At 60.3% G+C, this 13,845-nt stretch carries 14 protein-coding genes; 8 read left to right on the plus strand and 6 right to left on the minus strand.

Going from position 1 to position 13,845, the window contains the following annotated elements; all coding sequences use genetic code 11:
* Positions 1 to 30 precede the first annotated feature (30 nt).
* The 3 genes from efp to KF733_02525 all read left to right on the plus strand — a co-directional run bounded on the left by efp (position 31) and on the right by KF733_02525 (position 2,716).
* Complete coding sequence (gene efp / locus KF733_02515; protein QYK57152.1) at positions 31 to 558, plus strand: elongation factor P; 528 nt, start codon at positions 31 to 33, stop codon at positions 556 to 558.
* 42 nt (positions 559 to 600) lie between these two features.
* Entirely contained in the window at positions 601 to 1,665 is a 1,065-nt protein-coding gene (locus tag KF733_02520; GenBank protein ID QYK56358.1) for a hypothetical protein, read from the plus strand.
* A 70-nt stretch (positions 1,666 to 1,735) separates the two neighbouring features.
* Positions 1,736 to 2,716 carry a hypothetical protein gene (locus KF733_02525; protein ID QYK56359.1) on the plus strand — a complete coding sequence of 327 codons (981 nt, stop codon included), beginning with the start codon at positions 1,736 to 1,738 and terminating at the stop codon, positions 2,714 to 2,716.
* Here KF733_02525 and rpoN read toward each other — a convergent pair.
* Positions 2,713 to 4,092, minus strand: coding sequence for an RNA polymerase factor sigma-54 (gene rpoN / locus KF733_02530; protein QYK56360.1), 1,380 nt, complete (start codon positions 4,090 to 4,092; stop codon positions 2,713 to 2,715). The genes KF733_02525 and rpoN overlap by 4 nt on opposite strands.
* 89 nt (positions 4,093 to 4,181) lie before the next feature.
* On the opposite strand from rpoN, the gene KF733_02535 reads away from it, so the two are divergent.
* Positions 4,182 to 4,778, plus strand: coding sequence for a riboflavin synthase (locus tag KF733_02535; GenBank protein ID QYK56361.1), 597 nt, complete (start codon positions 4,182 to 4,184; stop codon positions 4,776 to 4,778).
* On the opposite strand, the gene glyS is transcribed toward KF733_02535, so the two are convergent.
* Positions 4,753 to 6,870, minus strand: coding sequence for a glycine--tRNA ligase subunit beta (gene glyS / locus KF733_02540; protein QYK56362.1), 2,118 nt, complete (start codon positions 6,868 to 6,870; stop codon positions 4,753 to 4,755). The two genes, KF733_02535 and glyS, sit on opposite strands and share 26 nt — an antisense overlap.
* Positions 6,871 to 6,925: 55 nt before the next feature.
* Between glyS and KF733_02545 the strand changes: the two genes are divergently transcribed.
* Entirely contained in the window at positions 6,926 to 7,435 is a 510-nt protein-coding gene (locus tag KF733_02545) for a hypothetical protein (GenBank protein ID QYK56363.1), read from the plus strand.
* 53 nt (positions 7,436 to 7,488) lie between these two features.
* Here KF733_02545 and KF733_02550 read toward each other — a convergent pair whose 3' ends face one another.
* Genes KF733_02550 through KF733_02565 form a run of 4 tightly spaced genes read right to left on the minus strand, consistent with a single transcriptional unit; the run spans position 7,489 to position 11,197 of the window.
* Positions 7,489 to 8,223 carry a hypothetical protein gene (locus KF733_02550; GenBank protein ID QYK56364.1) on the minus strand — a complete coding sequence of 245 codons (735 nt, stop codon included), beginning with the start codon at positions 8,221 to 8,223 and terminating at the stop codon, positions 7,489 to 7,491.
* Entirely contained in the window at positions 8,220 to 8,405 is a 186-nt protein-coding gene (locus KF733_02555; GenBank protein ID QYK56365.1) for a ubiquitin-like protein UBact, read from the minus strand. Before KF733_02555 ends, KF733_02550 begins: the two co-directional genes overlap by 4 nt.
* On the minus strand, positions 8,402 to 9,886 hold the full coding sequence (locus KF733_02560; GenBank protein ID QYK56366.1) for a proteasome accessory factor PafA2 family protein: 1,485 nt from the start codon (positions 9,884 to 9,886) through the stop codon (positions 8,402 to 8,404). Before KF733_02560 ends, KF733_02555 begins: the two co-directional genes overlap by 4 nt.
* Positions 9,887 to 11,197 carry a hypothetical protein gene (locus KF733_02565; GenBank protein ID QYK56367.1) on the minus strand — a complete coding sequence of 437 codons (1,311 nt, stop codon included), beginning with the start codon at positions 11,195 to 11,197 and terminating at the stop codon, positions 9,887 to 9,889.
* Positions 11,198 to 11,335: 138 nt separating this feature from the next.
* On the opposite strand from KF733_02565, the gene KF733_02570 reads away from it, so the two are divergent.
* Genes KF733_02570 through KF733_02580 form a run of 3 tightly spaced genes read left to right on the plus strand, consistent with a single transcriptional unit; the run spans position 11,336 to position 13,841 of the window.
* Positions 11,336 to 11,869 carry a DUF177 domain-containing protein gene (locus tag KF733_02570; protein QYK56368.1) on the plus strand — a complete coding sequence of 178 codons (534 nt, stop codon included), beginning with the start codon at positions 11,336 to 11,338 and terminating at the stop codon, positions 11,867 to 11,869.
* The gene (gene plsX / locus KF733_02575; protein ID QYK56369.1) at positions 11,866 to 12,861 is read left to right on the plus strand and encodes a phosphate acyltransferase PlsX; all 996 of its coding nucleotides are present in this window, start codon (positions 11,866 to 11,868) and stop codon (positions 12,859 to 12,861) included. The genes KF733_02570 and plsX overlap by 4 nt, the downstream gene beginning before the upstream one ends.
* Positions 12,858 to 13,841 carry a ketoacyl-ACP synthase III gene (locus tag KF733_02580; GenBank protein ID QYK56370.1) on the plus strand — a complete coding sequence of 328 codons (984 nt, stop codon included), beginning with the start codon at positions 12,858 to 12,860 and terminating at the stop codon, positions 13,839 to 13,841. The genes plsX and KF733_02580 overlap by 4 nt, the downstream gene beginning before the upstream one ends.
* The last annotated feature ends 4 nt before the right edge of the window (positions 13,842 to 13,845 follow it).

The following is a 13,845-nucleotide window of genomic DNA, read 5'->3' on the forward strand; positions in this document are numbered from 1 at the left end:
AGCGACTTCAAAAATGGCATCGCTCTCTATATGGATGGAGAGCCGTATCAGATCATAGAGTTTCAACACGTTAAGCCGGGCAAAGGCGGAGCCTTTGTTCGCACAAAGCTTAAGCGACTAAAGACCGGCAATACGCTGGAGCGGACCTTCCGCTCCGGCGAGAAGTTCGATCCCTGCTTCCTCGAACGCAAAGACTTCCAGTTCCTCTTCAAGACGGGCACGGAGATCACGCTCATGGATATGGACTCTTATGAGCAGATCGGTGTCGAGGAATCCCGCATCGGCGACGGAGCCCGTTTCCTGAAGGAGGAAGCGGGAGTGACCGCCCTCGTCGCGGACGGTGAGACGCTCGGCTACGAGCTTCCAAACTTTGTCGAGCTCCAAGTGACCGAGGCCGAGCCGGGCGTCCGGGGGGACACGGCGAGCGGCGGCGTCACCAAAGGCGCCACGGTCGAGACCGGCGCGGACGTCCAAGTGCCCATGCATATCGCCGTCGGCGACGTGATCAAGATCGATACGCGAACCGGTGAGTACCTGGAACGCGTCAGCAGAAAGTGAGGGGCTTACGCGGCCCCAAGTCCGTTGCCGAGCTCGTGGGCTATGAATGTATCTGACGCTATTTCCACGTTCCTGGACCGCGCCTGCCGGCTCCTAGCGCTTCTTGGGACTCTGACCGCGTTAATCGCGGTCGGACTGCTTGTGTTCCAATACACGGCAACTGTCGAAGCTTCCGGTGTCGCGCTCGTCCAAGCGTCACACAATATCGCGGTTTTCAGCAAAGCGGCTTTGTGCGGTGCCTTTGCCGCTGCCATTGCGTTTTCGTGGCTGGCCTGGGGCGAGGAAGTCCTTGGTCCGCTATTGATTATCGTAGCGGCCGCGCTCTACTTTTCCCCGGCCTACCTGCCCATGATGTTGGGCCAGAACACGAGGCAGGAGGGCGCCCAAGCCCTAGAGGCGATTGCGAACGTCGGATTGCCGGTCGGAATCGTCGGCCTGCTCGTGCTGACCCTTGATGTCGCAACTCGCATAAAAACCCGCTCGCGCGAGGGTGCAAAGGCCGATCAAATCAAGTATGGCAAGGGCCTAAAGGAAGAGAAAGAGATCAACAACATCTTCCTTGGTAAGTGCTGGCAACTCCCCTATTGCCGAAAATTTGTGAGGGAGCGGTGTCCCATTTACCATGCTCGCCGGACCTGTTGGAAGGAAAGGGTCGGATGCATGTGCGAAGAGTCCGTCATTCGCAACGCGATGGAAGGGAGAGTCATACCTAGCGACATGGTGGCAGCGGCGAAATACATCCCCGTCAACAACAAGCTCCTGCCCGAACAGAAAGCTGAAAGGTGCCGCCAGTGCGTAATCTATAATGAGCATCAGAAGCATAAGTACAAACTGCTGCTCCCCGTAACAATTCTGTTGTTTGTGGCAGCCTACATCGTGTTCCACGATCCCATGGCGGAAGGTGTAAAGTCTTTGATCGCCGGAGTGGACGTCGTTTTGCGGAAGGCTACACTTGACCAATCCTCGGTCGCTGGTAACACGGAGCAGACAGGACTCGGCGCGGCGGGCACCTCGTTCCACGAGGTTATCCTCATTGCCATCCTCTGGCTAATGGGTACTTATGCCATTCGGTTCATCGAGTACGTCATCTTCAAACTGAAGCTCTAACGTGGATATCTTAGCGGTTAACGGTGCCCATGGGGAGGGTGGAGGAGCCCTTCTGAGGACAGCGGTAGCCATGTCCACACTGACGCAACGACCTGTGCGAATTTATGGCGTGCGCGGTGCGATGCGTAAGCAGGGAATGGCCGCCGAAGACCTCGCCTTCGTCAAGCTCATGGCAGACTCTTGCCGTGCCTACGTCGAAGGGGACGAGATGGGGGCTTCTGAACTCATTTTTCAACCCGCTTCCCAACCCAAGCCCATTCGATCGAAGGTCAGTATCAGCTCCTTTGAACAGGGGCTGGTGCCGGGCAACGCGTTGATTGTTATAGAATCGGCCCTCCCCGTTTTGGCGCGAACGGGAGGGCTCAGCAGCGTTACCGTCCAGGGGGAGACTTATAACAGTAATACGCTGACTTACGACTCATTCGAAACGACAACCTTAGCAGCCCACCGTGCTCAGGGGCTCTACGTGACGTCGCGGCAATCACAAACCGGCTTTGGGTACGGCTCCAAGGGTGAAGTCACCGTCGACGTCGAGCCGAGCGTACTACAAGGGATTGATTGGTCGAAACGTGGCCAACTTCAATCAGTTCGTGGAGTTATAACGTATTCTGACCTTTCGCCCGATATTGCTGAGCGAGGCGCGGCAGAACTGAGCTCGCTGTTTGCTGTTCGTGGCTGGAAAGGGGACATTGAATCGGTTAACGCTCCCGGAAAGACTCCGGGAATTTTTGTCACAGTCTCGGCGCATTTCGATTCTGGCATGGGCTCTGGCTGCGCCATGGGCCAACGTGGCATGCAGATGGAAAGCGTCTGTCGGTCTGCCTGCAAGGCGCTGGATGAATGGATCGATTCCGGCACAAGTGTCGACACTTACTTAGCCGACCAACTGTTGCTTCCTGCCGTTCTCGCAGAAGGGAAGACGACATATGAAACGCCCAAGGTGACCAGAAGACTGACCACTATGGCATGGCTCATGCGCCAGTTTCTGCCGATTCGTCTGACCCTTCATGGCCAAGAGGGCTATCCGGGGCTCGTTACGATAGAGCGCTAGGCACTCCGGCGGTGGCGGCTCGAGAGCAGCTTTGTCTTGTCACGATACTTGTTCACTGTACGACGCGCGACTTTTACCCCTTTCTCGTGTAGGATCTGGGCGATGGACTCGTCGCTAAATGGACAGCTGGGGTTCTCCGTCGAGAGGATTTCTTCAATCATCTTCTGGATGCGTAGGGCGGGCTTGAAGAAGACATCGAAGGAAAGAATTTCTCCTGTCGCGATCTGCACAAACTTGCCGTTTGTCGCCCGACTTACTGAACTTTCGTGAAGACCAAGATGCGCCGCAAGTTGCACCCTGGTCAGGGGATTTAGAAACTTATAGTCTCCGGTGCTGACGAAACCGCTTTGCTGTTCCACGAAGAAGCGGCCGATCTGGAGCATCGTTTTATGCCGTTGCGAAATCGCGTCAATGAAGCGGTTCGCTCGGTCGACAAACTCCTGGATGTGCCCCCGCTCCTCCTTCGGGACTCTGCCCTTAGCGATGAGGCGGTAACGGCTCGCATAAGCGTCGTCGATTCGCAGACTGCAGGCAGTGGGGCCGGGAACCTCAATGCGCCACCCAGTTTCGTCCCGTGCGAGGACCAGGTCCGCTTGGGCGCCCACTGACCGGTCCGCACCGATGCAGACATGAGCCTTAAAGCCTTCACCTGGAAAGGGGTTCAGGCCGGTGACAATCTCGAAGACTTTTCGAATGGCTTCGTCGCTGGTCTTGTACTTTCGCCTCAAGGCCCTGACGTCACGCTGTACGAGGAGATCCCAGTCTTGCCGAAGAATCGTCCGCGCAAGTCTGTGGTCGGCTTCACTGTGTCCCCGGAGCTGAAGAAGAAGGCACTCTCTAAGATCGTTAGCACCAACCCCCGCAGGTTCACACTGCTTCAGGAGTTCGATCGCCTTCGCAGATGACTCTAGTGTGACATTACAGTCTAAAGCAACCTCTTCTAAAGAGACGGTTAGGTAACCGCGATCATTGACGCTAGCAATTAAGTAATTGCCAAGGTCTTTCTCATGATCAGGCAGTTGCGGCAGAAGTTGCGCTCGCAGGTGGTCCCACAAAGTGTCGCTGTCGGGCGTGAAGTCCAACCAGTCGAACTCTTGCTCCCCATCGCGAGGAAGAGACCGTTGCAGTTCACGGTTGTCGCTGGAAGGTTTCAACTCCGCAGGTGCAACCGTCTTAAGGATCTCGTCCAAAGTTACCGGGGTTTCTGAATCCTCAATTCTCTCGAGTGCTGGGTTTTCGGCAAGCTCTGTCTCAACCGCTTGCAGTAGTTCTGCGTGGTTGAGCTGCAGGACTTGGCTTGCTAGAATGACCCGGGGATCGATCCGTACCGAGGTACTGACCCTTGCCCCAACGTGTTGACCCATGCCGTCCGCCATCTTGTGAACCCGCGCTGAGTCAATGATCGGCTGGAATGACCCCCCGGCAGTCGTACGAATTACTGGTTCGGTAAAATACAGACTCGGTAATGTTTACTGGTCTCGTCCAAGCGGTGGGGAAAGTCCTCAAGGTATCGCCTGGAAACTTGCTAGTGGAGAAATGCCTGCCTGTTTCCAACGATCCTTATCTTATCGGAGAAAGTATTGCCGTTAACGGTTGTTGCTTAACCCTTGTGGATTTCGATCAAGGTCTCGAATTTAACCTGAGTGAAGAAACATGGACTCGAACCGCCTTGCGCACATTGAGAATTGGGAGCCGAGTTAACCTTGAGCGTTCTGTTCGCGCGGCTGACCGCCTGGGCGGCCACATTGTGCAAGGCCATGTGGATAGCGTGGCCACCGTCGAGGCAGTAGAAACGCTGGAAGGATCAGTTAAGCTCGTCCTGCAAAACTTAGAACCACGCTATCTGATCCAGAAGGGCTCCCTCACCGTAGACGGCGTGAGCTTGACCGTCAACAACCCCTCGAACGGGCAAGCGGAATTCTATATCATCCCGCATACGGCAGAAGCGACAACGCTTTGTGAAAAGAGAGTGGGGGACGTAGTCAATATCGAGTACGACGTCTTGGCAAAGTACGTCGAGCAGTTAATGCCTTTCGTCAACCTTCGATCACAATCTTCGTAAAGTCCCCTGCTTGTAGGAGGAGGCCGTTCACTTCGGCCAAAAGTCTAAGGCGTGCGTTCCTTACGAGCTCGTCGTCTGCCATAACCATGGTGGAGTCAAAAAACGAGTCGATGGGCTTTGCTAAAGTCCTTAAGCCCGTCACCAATTCGGCGACGTCCGCGCGTTCTGCCGCCGATCGGACCTGTTGGCGCGCCGTTTCGACGGCCCTGAGAAGCGCGCTGGCCTCCGAACTTTGCAAAGCCTCATCCTTCGGCAATCCGGGCTCAATGACCAGGCCCTTCTTTTCCGCGGCAGCGGTAATGTTCAGGGGGCGGGTCGCCGTCTGAATGAACGCTGTCTCAGGGGAAATGGTTTCCATCACTTGAATCCGGAATTGCACCGCCCGCGGATTCAGAAGCGGCATTCCGCCGCTCAAGGCCGCCTGCACGAGGTCATACCGGTGCGACGCCAAGAGGCCTTCATACCGGCTGACAAAGATCTCATGAAGGTGCTGGGTCGCCTTGTCCGCATCAAGCGAGACCTGTCCATCGGCGTAGTTTTTAAACGCACTATCGAGCAAGGGCGTCAGGTCTTGGGCTTCCGGCCATGCCCAACAGGCTTCGATAATTGTGGTGGCGGCGCGCCGCAACCCGTAAGGGTCGCTACTTCCGGTGGGGACGGCACCAATGCCCAAATACCCGGCCAACTTATCGATCTGATCCGCCAAAACCAAGCAGAATGCCGTGCGGTCAGCAACTGCGTCTTCGGTAGCCGAGAAAGATGCGTACTGACGCGAAATGGCTGAGGTCACGGGAGGAGGAAAGTCTTCGCGGGACCCGTAAATACCGCCGATAACGCCTTGCAACTCATCGAGTTCGGAGACGAGGCCAGTGCTCAAATCTGCCTTTGCGTAAAGACCGGCTCTTCGGGCATAATCCTGATCGCTAAGGCTGCCGCCGCTCCACGCGGCGATATCGGCAGCCAACTTAGCGAGCCGGTCGGCGCGATCGCGCACAGAGCCCAGCTTTTCCTGAAAGGTCATGGAACGGGTGCGCTCCAGGAATTCGGAAAGCGTATGCTTCTTATCTTCTAAAAAGAAGTGGCGCGCATCATTAAGCCGCGCGTTCACGACCCATTCGTTCCCCTCCCGGACGGTGTTCTCGTCGCCACCATTGCACACTGAGACGAATCCTGTAGTGAGCGAACCTTGTTGGTTTCGCACAGGGAAGAACCGCTCATGTTTCGCCATAACGGTGATCAGCACGGGATCTGGCAATTCTAAGAACTCTTGGGCGAAGTTTCCGAGGAGGCAACGCGGTTGCTCGGTCAGATAAGCGTTTTCCTCGATAAGGGCTGCGGAGGTGGCGCTGGTGTCGGCGGAGTGGGCTTCCGCACCCGCCCTGATGGCCGCCTTCCGTTTTTCGGCATCGGGTTCAACGTGGCGATGGCGGAGCTCTGCCAGCAAGCCGGCGAGGCCGTTCGCCGCCGAAAATGAGCCCGGAGAGCGGAAGCGGTGGCCATAGCTTAAATCCCCGGACAGAATGCCCTCGAGCTCAAAAGGGACAACTTCAGAGCCGAAAGTTGCCAAGATCCAGCGAATTGGGCGGGCGAACCGAAACCGCCCGGAGCCCCACCGCATGGTTTTGTCGAAGGTCAGGGACCGGATCGCTTCGGGCAGGATTTCGGCGAGAAGCTCGCGCGTCGGCTTGCCCGGGACCACGCGGTGCGCCCAGACGTAGTCGCCTTCGACCTGGACTTGGTCGGGGGTTATGCCCTGGCCCCGGCAGAAGCCTTCCAGCGCCTTGCTTGGTTTGCCTTCGGCGTCGAATGCCGCTTTCACGGCAGGCCCCCGCGAGGCGGTCGGAACATCAGGTTGCCGATCGAGAACGTCCTGGATTGAGACGATGAGCCGCCGGGGTGTGCCGAGCGTTTCATGGGCGCCGTGTGAGACCGAGGCGGCCGTTAGCCGCGTAAGGATCTCGAAAGCGAGTTGGTCGTGCGCACGCCGGATTGAACCGGCCGGTAACTCTTCACAGCCGACCTCGAGCAATAATTCCGGCATTCCGGGAACGAGTTTACCGTCGGCCACCGGTGCCTTTCCGAGGTTCGGCAAGGTAGGATAGGCTGAACTCAACTGGATTGAGTCGCCTCGTCTTTACGGAGGATCCATGAGAAAACACCTGATTCTCGCCGCGCTCGGCCTGGCCGCCCTTGCACCTGCCCAAACGGTGCAAACCCCGACAAACCTTGCGTTTAGGATCGGCTACGTCTATCCGATCGATGCCAAGACCCGCGACAGTGTCCGCAACTTCTTCGGCATCGGAGCGGAGTACTTCTTCAACCACAGCCTCGTTCGGAACGGCGAGCTGACGCTTTCCGCCGACTGGCTTGGCAAGACCGGCAGCGGTGACAAGGGGAACATCTTTCCGATCTTCCTGAACCAGCGGTTCTATGGCGGGTCGCGCACCGGCGACGAGTACAACCGGAGCTACTTTTACGTTGGTGCAGGAATCGCGATCGTAGACGTCACCCGCACGGACACCGTCTTGGCCGCCCGTGTCGGCTGGGGCATGGAGTTCGGTGAGCACCTCTTCGGCGAGACCACGCTCATCCACAGCGACGACGCTTCGGGCGCCCGCGCCACGAGCCTCGGCTTCTACCTCGGCTACCGCTTCTAAGGAACGGCGGCCTCTAAAGACAGGCTCCCGGCTTTGACAAGCCGGGGGCCTGTTCAGTCTAGGTCGGCCATGGCGGCCAAAGTCTCTTCGTCCGACAGGCTGCGCGACCCGTTCCGGTCCAGCACGTAGACCGCAGGCGGGACTTTGCGGAGGCCCCCGGTAGCCGAGTCCAAATCGGCGGCGATTTCCAGCATCCTGAGCGCGTCTTGCAGCACCTGGTGTTGGTTGCGGGCCGCCCAGGGCCCTTTCGTCCGGATCAGATATTCAAAGACCCCCCGGATCCGCTCCGAGCCGGAACCCGCGCACGCATAGTCCGCATTTTGGAACCGGGCGCCCGCCGCATCGAAAAAGTAAACGCCGAAGCGGTCGGCCCGAGGATCATAGGCGGCTGCGATCGGAAGGAACATACCGATGCCGGAGGCGGCGGCCGGAATGTTGCCTTGGAGCGCCCGCGAGATCTCCATCAGTTTCCCCTCGGTCGAGATCTCAACCAAGTTCAGCCTCTCGTAGTACTTGAAGGCGTGGCGAAGGTAGCGCGAGACCTCCAAGGATCGGCCATAAGCGCCGCTCACCGCGACCACAGTGAACCGGTCCAGCGGCACGATCTTGTCCGCATGGTCGAACATGATCAAGTTGCCCGCGGTCGCGCGGCGGTCTGCCACGACGAGGCAACCGGCATCATAGTGCAAGGCGATGACGGTGGTGCCGTGCACCTCGCCAATGGGGCCGGCGGCCACGGGCTCGAAGCCGACCAGCTCCCGAAACGACGCGGCGTTCGGCGCTGTCACTGGCCTGATCGCTGGCGGTACTTTTTCGCCTGCTCCGGGTCGACGCGCTTCATGCGCTTTAGCAGCTCGTTCGGAGCGTCCGGACGACCGATATCGGGCTTAGTGGGCCCCTCGTCGTCCCCCGTCTTGCGTGACGGCTCTTCGAATTCCCGGCGGAGAGTGCGGTCGAATGAAATCGTCATGTGTCTCCTTTTACTACGGTCTCCAGCTCGCTGATCGCGCGGGCGTTTTCGATCCCCGGGCCATAGTCCTTGCCGGGGTCGAGCGCCAACCGCACCTCGCGGCCCTCATCACTGAGGCTAAGGCTGCCCCAGGATACTCCGGCGAGGCTCGGGAGAAACTCCTTGACCGCCTGGGAGCGGACCCGGGCGCGGTTGCTCTCGAAGACGCTCGTCATTCGTGCCCGGACTATTGCGTCCTCTGGAAATGGGTCGATTCGGGCCATTTGGGCGAGGGCGGGCACGAGTCCCTCGTCGGGGTCCAGGTCGTGGTAGGCCAGGTCCAGTGAGCGGAGGGTCGGGTCGTTCCAAGCCAGCCCTTCCGACTCGCGAAACTCATCGAGCAGGCGTTTCTTGGCGAGCCAGTCGATGCGCCGGGCCGCTCTGTCCCCCTCCCCAGCCAGGTCGGCGAGCAGCGATTCAGCCTCGTCGCAGACGGCGAGGAGCTCTGACGCCTCAGGATCGGCGACGAACGTGCGGCGAAAGGCATCTGTGTAAGACTCAATGATCTGGCGGGCGGTGGTCCAATTCGCGCCCTCCAGGTCGATCCGGCCCTCTCCCCGATGCGACCGGCTCACGCTCTGGGCCGCTTTCGGCGGGCTGGGGATGCGCCAAACCGGGGCCTCTTCGGCCATCGCTAAGAGCAAGGCGACCTTGACGAGTCCGGCCTTCCGGTGGGTGGCGGCGGGAAGCATGTTGGCGTCGCCGCTGATGACGTGCAGGCGGATCCACTGACCGGGGTCGCCGTGGGGCTCGTCCCGAGTGTTGAAGACAGGGCGGCGGTAGAGGGTCTCCGCGTTTGCCGCCTCGACAAAGAAATCTGCCCTTTGCGAAAGCTGGTAGTCACAAGGTCCTAGCGCCTCGCTCCCGACCTTGCCCGCGCCGCACAGAGCGATCCTCGCCACGAGCATCGGCATGACGGCGCGGTAGAGCGCCTCGAAGCCGAGCGGCCTCGGGACAAGGTAGCTCTCGTGGGTGCCATAGGAGGCACCGTGCCCGTCCGAATTGTTCTTGAAGACCTTTGTCCGGAGCCCCGTCAGGGCTTCGTAGGCTTCGGCCGTCCGCCGAAGCCACTCCTCGCCCGCCATGTCGTGGAGCGTGAGCTCTTCCAGGCTCCAGCATTCCGGCGTGGCGTATTCGGGATGGCCGTGGTCGTTGTAAAACCGCGCGCCGTTGGGCAACACCCGGTCTGATCGGACGGCCTGGTCGGACTGATGGACCCTGCCTGTATCGAACTTGGCGTCTTCCGGATCGAATGCGAGCCGATCTAGCTTGAACCCGCGAAGGTCTGCCCTGGGGCTCTCAAAACGGTAGTCCCAACCTACGAACGCCCGCGCCGGAAAGGCGCGGACGAATTCGGCACTGTCCTCGACCTGGTCTTCCGCCCCGCGGCCCTGGATCGAGAGCCCGTACTCGGTCTCGATCCCGGCCAGGACGCGGAACATTTATCTGAGGACCACGAAGCTTCCCGTCGTCGGGAAGGGGAAGCCGGCTGGCGGCGTGTCCACCACGAAATCGCCGGTCCGGAGAATCCCGTTCGGCTTTGTAAAGGTGATCCGGGCATTGGCCACCTTGTCCGCACTGCCGTCTCGAATCTGTTCGAGGCTGAAGAGCTTCACCGTGCCCCCTGTCGCCGAGGTCAGCGAGGCGACGCCTTGCCAAAGGGCGGTGACCTTGCCGGTCGCGTTGCGCTGGAAGGCCACGACCTGCATGGCATTCTGGTCGCGCGTCCCGGGCAGGAACACCATGGCGAAGTCAGGGATGTTCGAAAGGACTTCGGTATAGGGGCGGAAGAAGCCTTGGAGGGCGACGATCTTCGCCTCGTCGACCAGCGGGTCTCGCGGGTCGGGCTCGCGGACCGTATAGGTCCCCGGTGCCGGGCGTCCGCCGAGCACTGTGGCCTTCTTCAAGATGCCGGTCTCAATCACGACCGGGTCGAGCAACTCGAAGGAGTCGGTCTCGTCGTACCCCGCGGAGATGCCAATGCTGTCCCCGGAGAAGTGGACCATCTCGGCGGGCTTGCCGTTGCCCAGTTTCGGCCGCTGGGCCTCGGGCATCGTCGTGACGTCGAAGGCGACCATGTCGCTCAGGAACCCATTGATCTTCTTGTTGTACTCCGCGTAGTTCTCGTCGATGAACTGCTGGCGGTTGAAGATGATGCCGTTGACGTTGTCGAACCGCAGCATCGCGTCGTTCAGGTTGACCTGGATGGTCGTCTGACGGCCTGGGAAAAGTTTCGCGTCGAGGTCGAAATACGGCCGGAATTCGATGGGAGGACCGCCATAGACGGTGCTGAAACCGCTCGCACCCTGCTCGTCCATCTGGGCGATCTCCAGGGGGAACTGGGTGTAGGTCTTAAATGGGATCCCAGCGGCCACCGGAACGCTGAACACAGCTTGGTTAATGGTGTAACCATCGAGCTGGATGCGGACCGGGGAGGCAGAACCCTGCTGCTCCTTAGGTTCAAAGTCGGTCGGCGAATTGTAGATTCGCGCGTTGCGGATGACCGCGATCTGCGAGCCGACGGCGCGCCGGCCTTGACCGGACAGGTACAGGATTTGAACCTGGGCGTTATTGCCAAGGTTCACGGTCGGGATGCCGCGGCCACCGCCGCCGCCACCACCGTTTCCTCCACCACCACCGTTGTTGCCGTTACTATTCTCGGCGCTAACGCCGCCACAGCCGATGACAAGCGCACCAGCGACGAATACAAGACACCACTTCTTCAAGCCGTCCACCTCAGTGACCCAGGGCACGCGCAACGATACCTGACAAGAAGCCCCGTCAGGGCGGCGCACTGTTACTACTGGGACGAGCCAGGCTCCCGAAATCGTTCATCAAGCCGAAGAAAGTCGGCCCGAGGAGCGGGTCCCGTGTAAAATGTGGGGTGTCTCATGAAACGCACGGGGCTCCTCGACCTTAACGAGGCGGTCCAACACCCGGGCAAAAAACTGGTATTCGAGGTGCGATCCGAGCTTGGCCAGGAAGAGGACATCGACCTACTAGAACCCGTCACAGGCCAGTTGCAGGCCGTGAGCACCGGAAACTTGCTCCTTGTGAAGGCCCAACTGCGTACCAAAACTGTTGTGGAGTGCGCACGGTGCACGGCACCGTTGGAAGTCGACGTCAAATTTTCGATGGACGAGCAGTTCGCCGTGGAGGGCGTGCCTTCCGCTTACGCGTCGGACAGCTATGCCTATGTCGTCACCGACGAACCGGAACCGCTCTTCGACCATAACGCCCTCATCCTCGACGCGTTCCTTCGTCAGGGCCTGCTCTTGAGCCTCCCGATGCAGTCCCTCTGCTCCGGTGATTGGGAAGTCCCCTGTCCCGGCGGGGAGGGCGGCGCGGCGGCGAAAGTCGAGGACGGCCATCCTGCATTCCGGGTGCTCGGCGAACTGCGCCACGACGGGGAGACCGGCTCGTGACCATCGCCCTCGACGCGATGGGAGGCGATTTTGCGCCCGAAGCCATCGTCGAAGGGGCCGTCTGGGCGGCCCAGCTGATGCAGGAGGAGATCCTCTTGGTCGGCGTCCCCGACCGCATCCGCTCGTGCTTCCGGGGCACGCCGCCGCCGAACATCCGCATCCACCCCGCATCGGAGGTCGTCGAGATGCACGAAAAGCCCACCGAGGCTTTGCGCAAGAAACGAGATTCGTCGATTTCTGTGGCGGCAAACTTGGTCAAAACGGGTGAAGCCGTCGCCATGGTCTCGGCTGGCAACACGGGCGCGGCCACTGCGGCCGCCTTGCTCAGTTGGCGACAGATTAGTGGTGTCCATCGGCCCGCTATTGCGTCGGTTTTTCCCAGGAGAAATGGACAATTCCTCTTGCTCGATGCGGGGGCCTCGCCCGATGTCGACCCGGAACACTTGGTGGAGTTCGCCCTTATGGGGCTTGCCTATGCTGAGCGGGTCATGGGGAAGAAGGACCCGAAGGCGCACCTCCTGAACATCGGGGAGGAGCCCGGCAAAGGCAACGCATTCGCCAAGCAGGCCTATGACATGATGGCGCGCTACCCTTGGTTCGCGGGCAACCTAGAGCCGAAAGCGATGTTCCATGCGGAATGTGACGTCCTGGTCTGCGACGCCTTCGTCGGCAACATGGTGCTCAAGACTTCGGAGGGGGTCGCGGAGTACATCGTCGACGAGATAAGGGGTTCCGTCCCCACCGGGCCGGGCCGCTTCCTGTTCCTTCCCATGAAGGCGGCGATGGCGCCCCTTCGCCGCAAGCTCGACTACGCCGAATACGGCGGCTCGCCTCTGCTTGGGCTGAACGGGATTTGCGTCATCGGGCACGGCAGGAGCAACCCGAAAGCCATCAAGAACGCCCTGATGATCGCCGCGAGGGCGGCTGAGCACGACCTCGTTGGGAAAATCCGGGAGTCTCTCAGCCAACTCGCGGAAGGGGCCGCCGTATGACGCGAGCCGTCATCACCGGGATCGGACATGGCGTTCCCTCACGCGTTTTAGATAACTTCGAACTGGAAAAGATAGTCGAAACGAACGACGAGTGGATCGTCCAGCGAACTGGGATCAAGGAACGACGGGTCTGCGACGAGAACGAGACCGCCTCGACCTTGAGCATAGAGGCCTCTCGGGAAGCGCTCGAGGACGCGCGCTTGTCCCCGGAAGCGGTGGACACCGTCATCTGCGGCACAGTCACTGGCGACATGCCGTTCCCCGCGACCGCCTGCCTGGTCCAAGCCGGAATCGGGGCTCTGAACGCATCCGCGTTCGACGTGGGCGCGGCCTGCGCCGGGTTCATCACTTCTTTGGCGGTGGCGACCGCCCTCATCGAGTCCGGTGCCGCGAGAAACGTCGTGGTGATCGGGGTCGACGTCCTCACGAAGTACCTTGATTGGACTGACCGCTCCACCTGCGTCCTCTTCGGCGACGCGGCCGGAGCCGTCGTGGTGCAGGCGCAAGAAGGCACCGACCGGGGAGTGATGAAGACGGTCATGGCCGCCGATGGGAGAGGGGCGGCGCACATCGACTTTGAGGTCGGGGGATCGCGCTACCCCATCAACGCGCCCGAGTCCGAAGGCAAGCGGCGCAAGGTGCATATGAACGGCCAAGAGGTCTATCGGTTCGCGGTGAAGGCCATGAACGACGCCTGCTGCCGAACGCTCGACGAGGCGGGCTTAACGCCGGCCGACGTCGACCTTTTCGTCCCTCACCAGGCGAACCTCAGGATTATCCGCGCCGCCCAAGAGCGGCTCGGCCTGCCGGACGACCGGGTCTTCGTCAACGTCGACCGCTATGGGAACACGAGCGGAGGCTCCATTCCGTTGGCCCTCTATGAAGCCAAAAAGACCGGTCGCCTTAAGGTAGGCGACACGGTCATGACGGTCGGTTTCGGCGCCGGCCTCGTCTGGGGAGCGAACCTGATCCGCTGGTAGGCGG

It is taken from the genome of Fimbriimonadaceae bacterium (assembly GCA_019454125.1).
GTDB lineage: Bacteria > Armatimonadota > Fimbriimonadia > Fimbriimonadales > Fimbriimonadaceae > JALHNM01.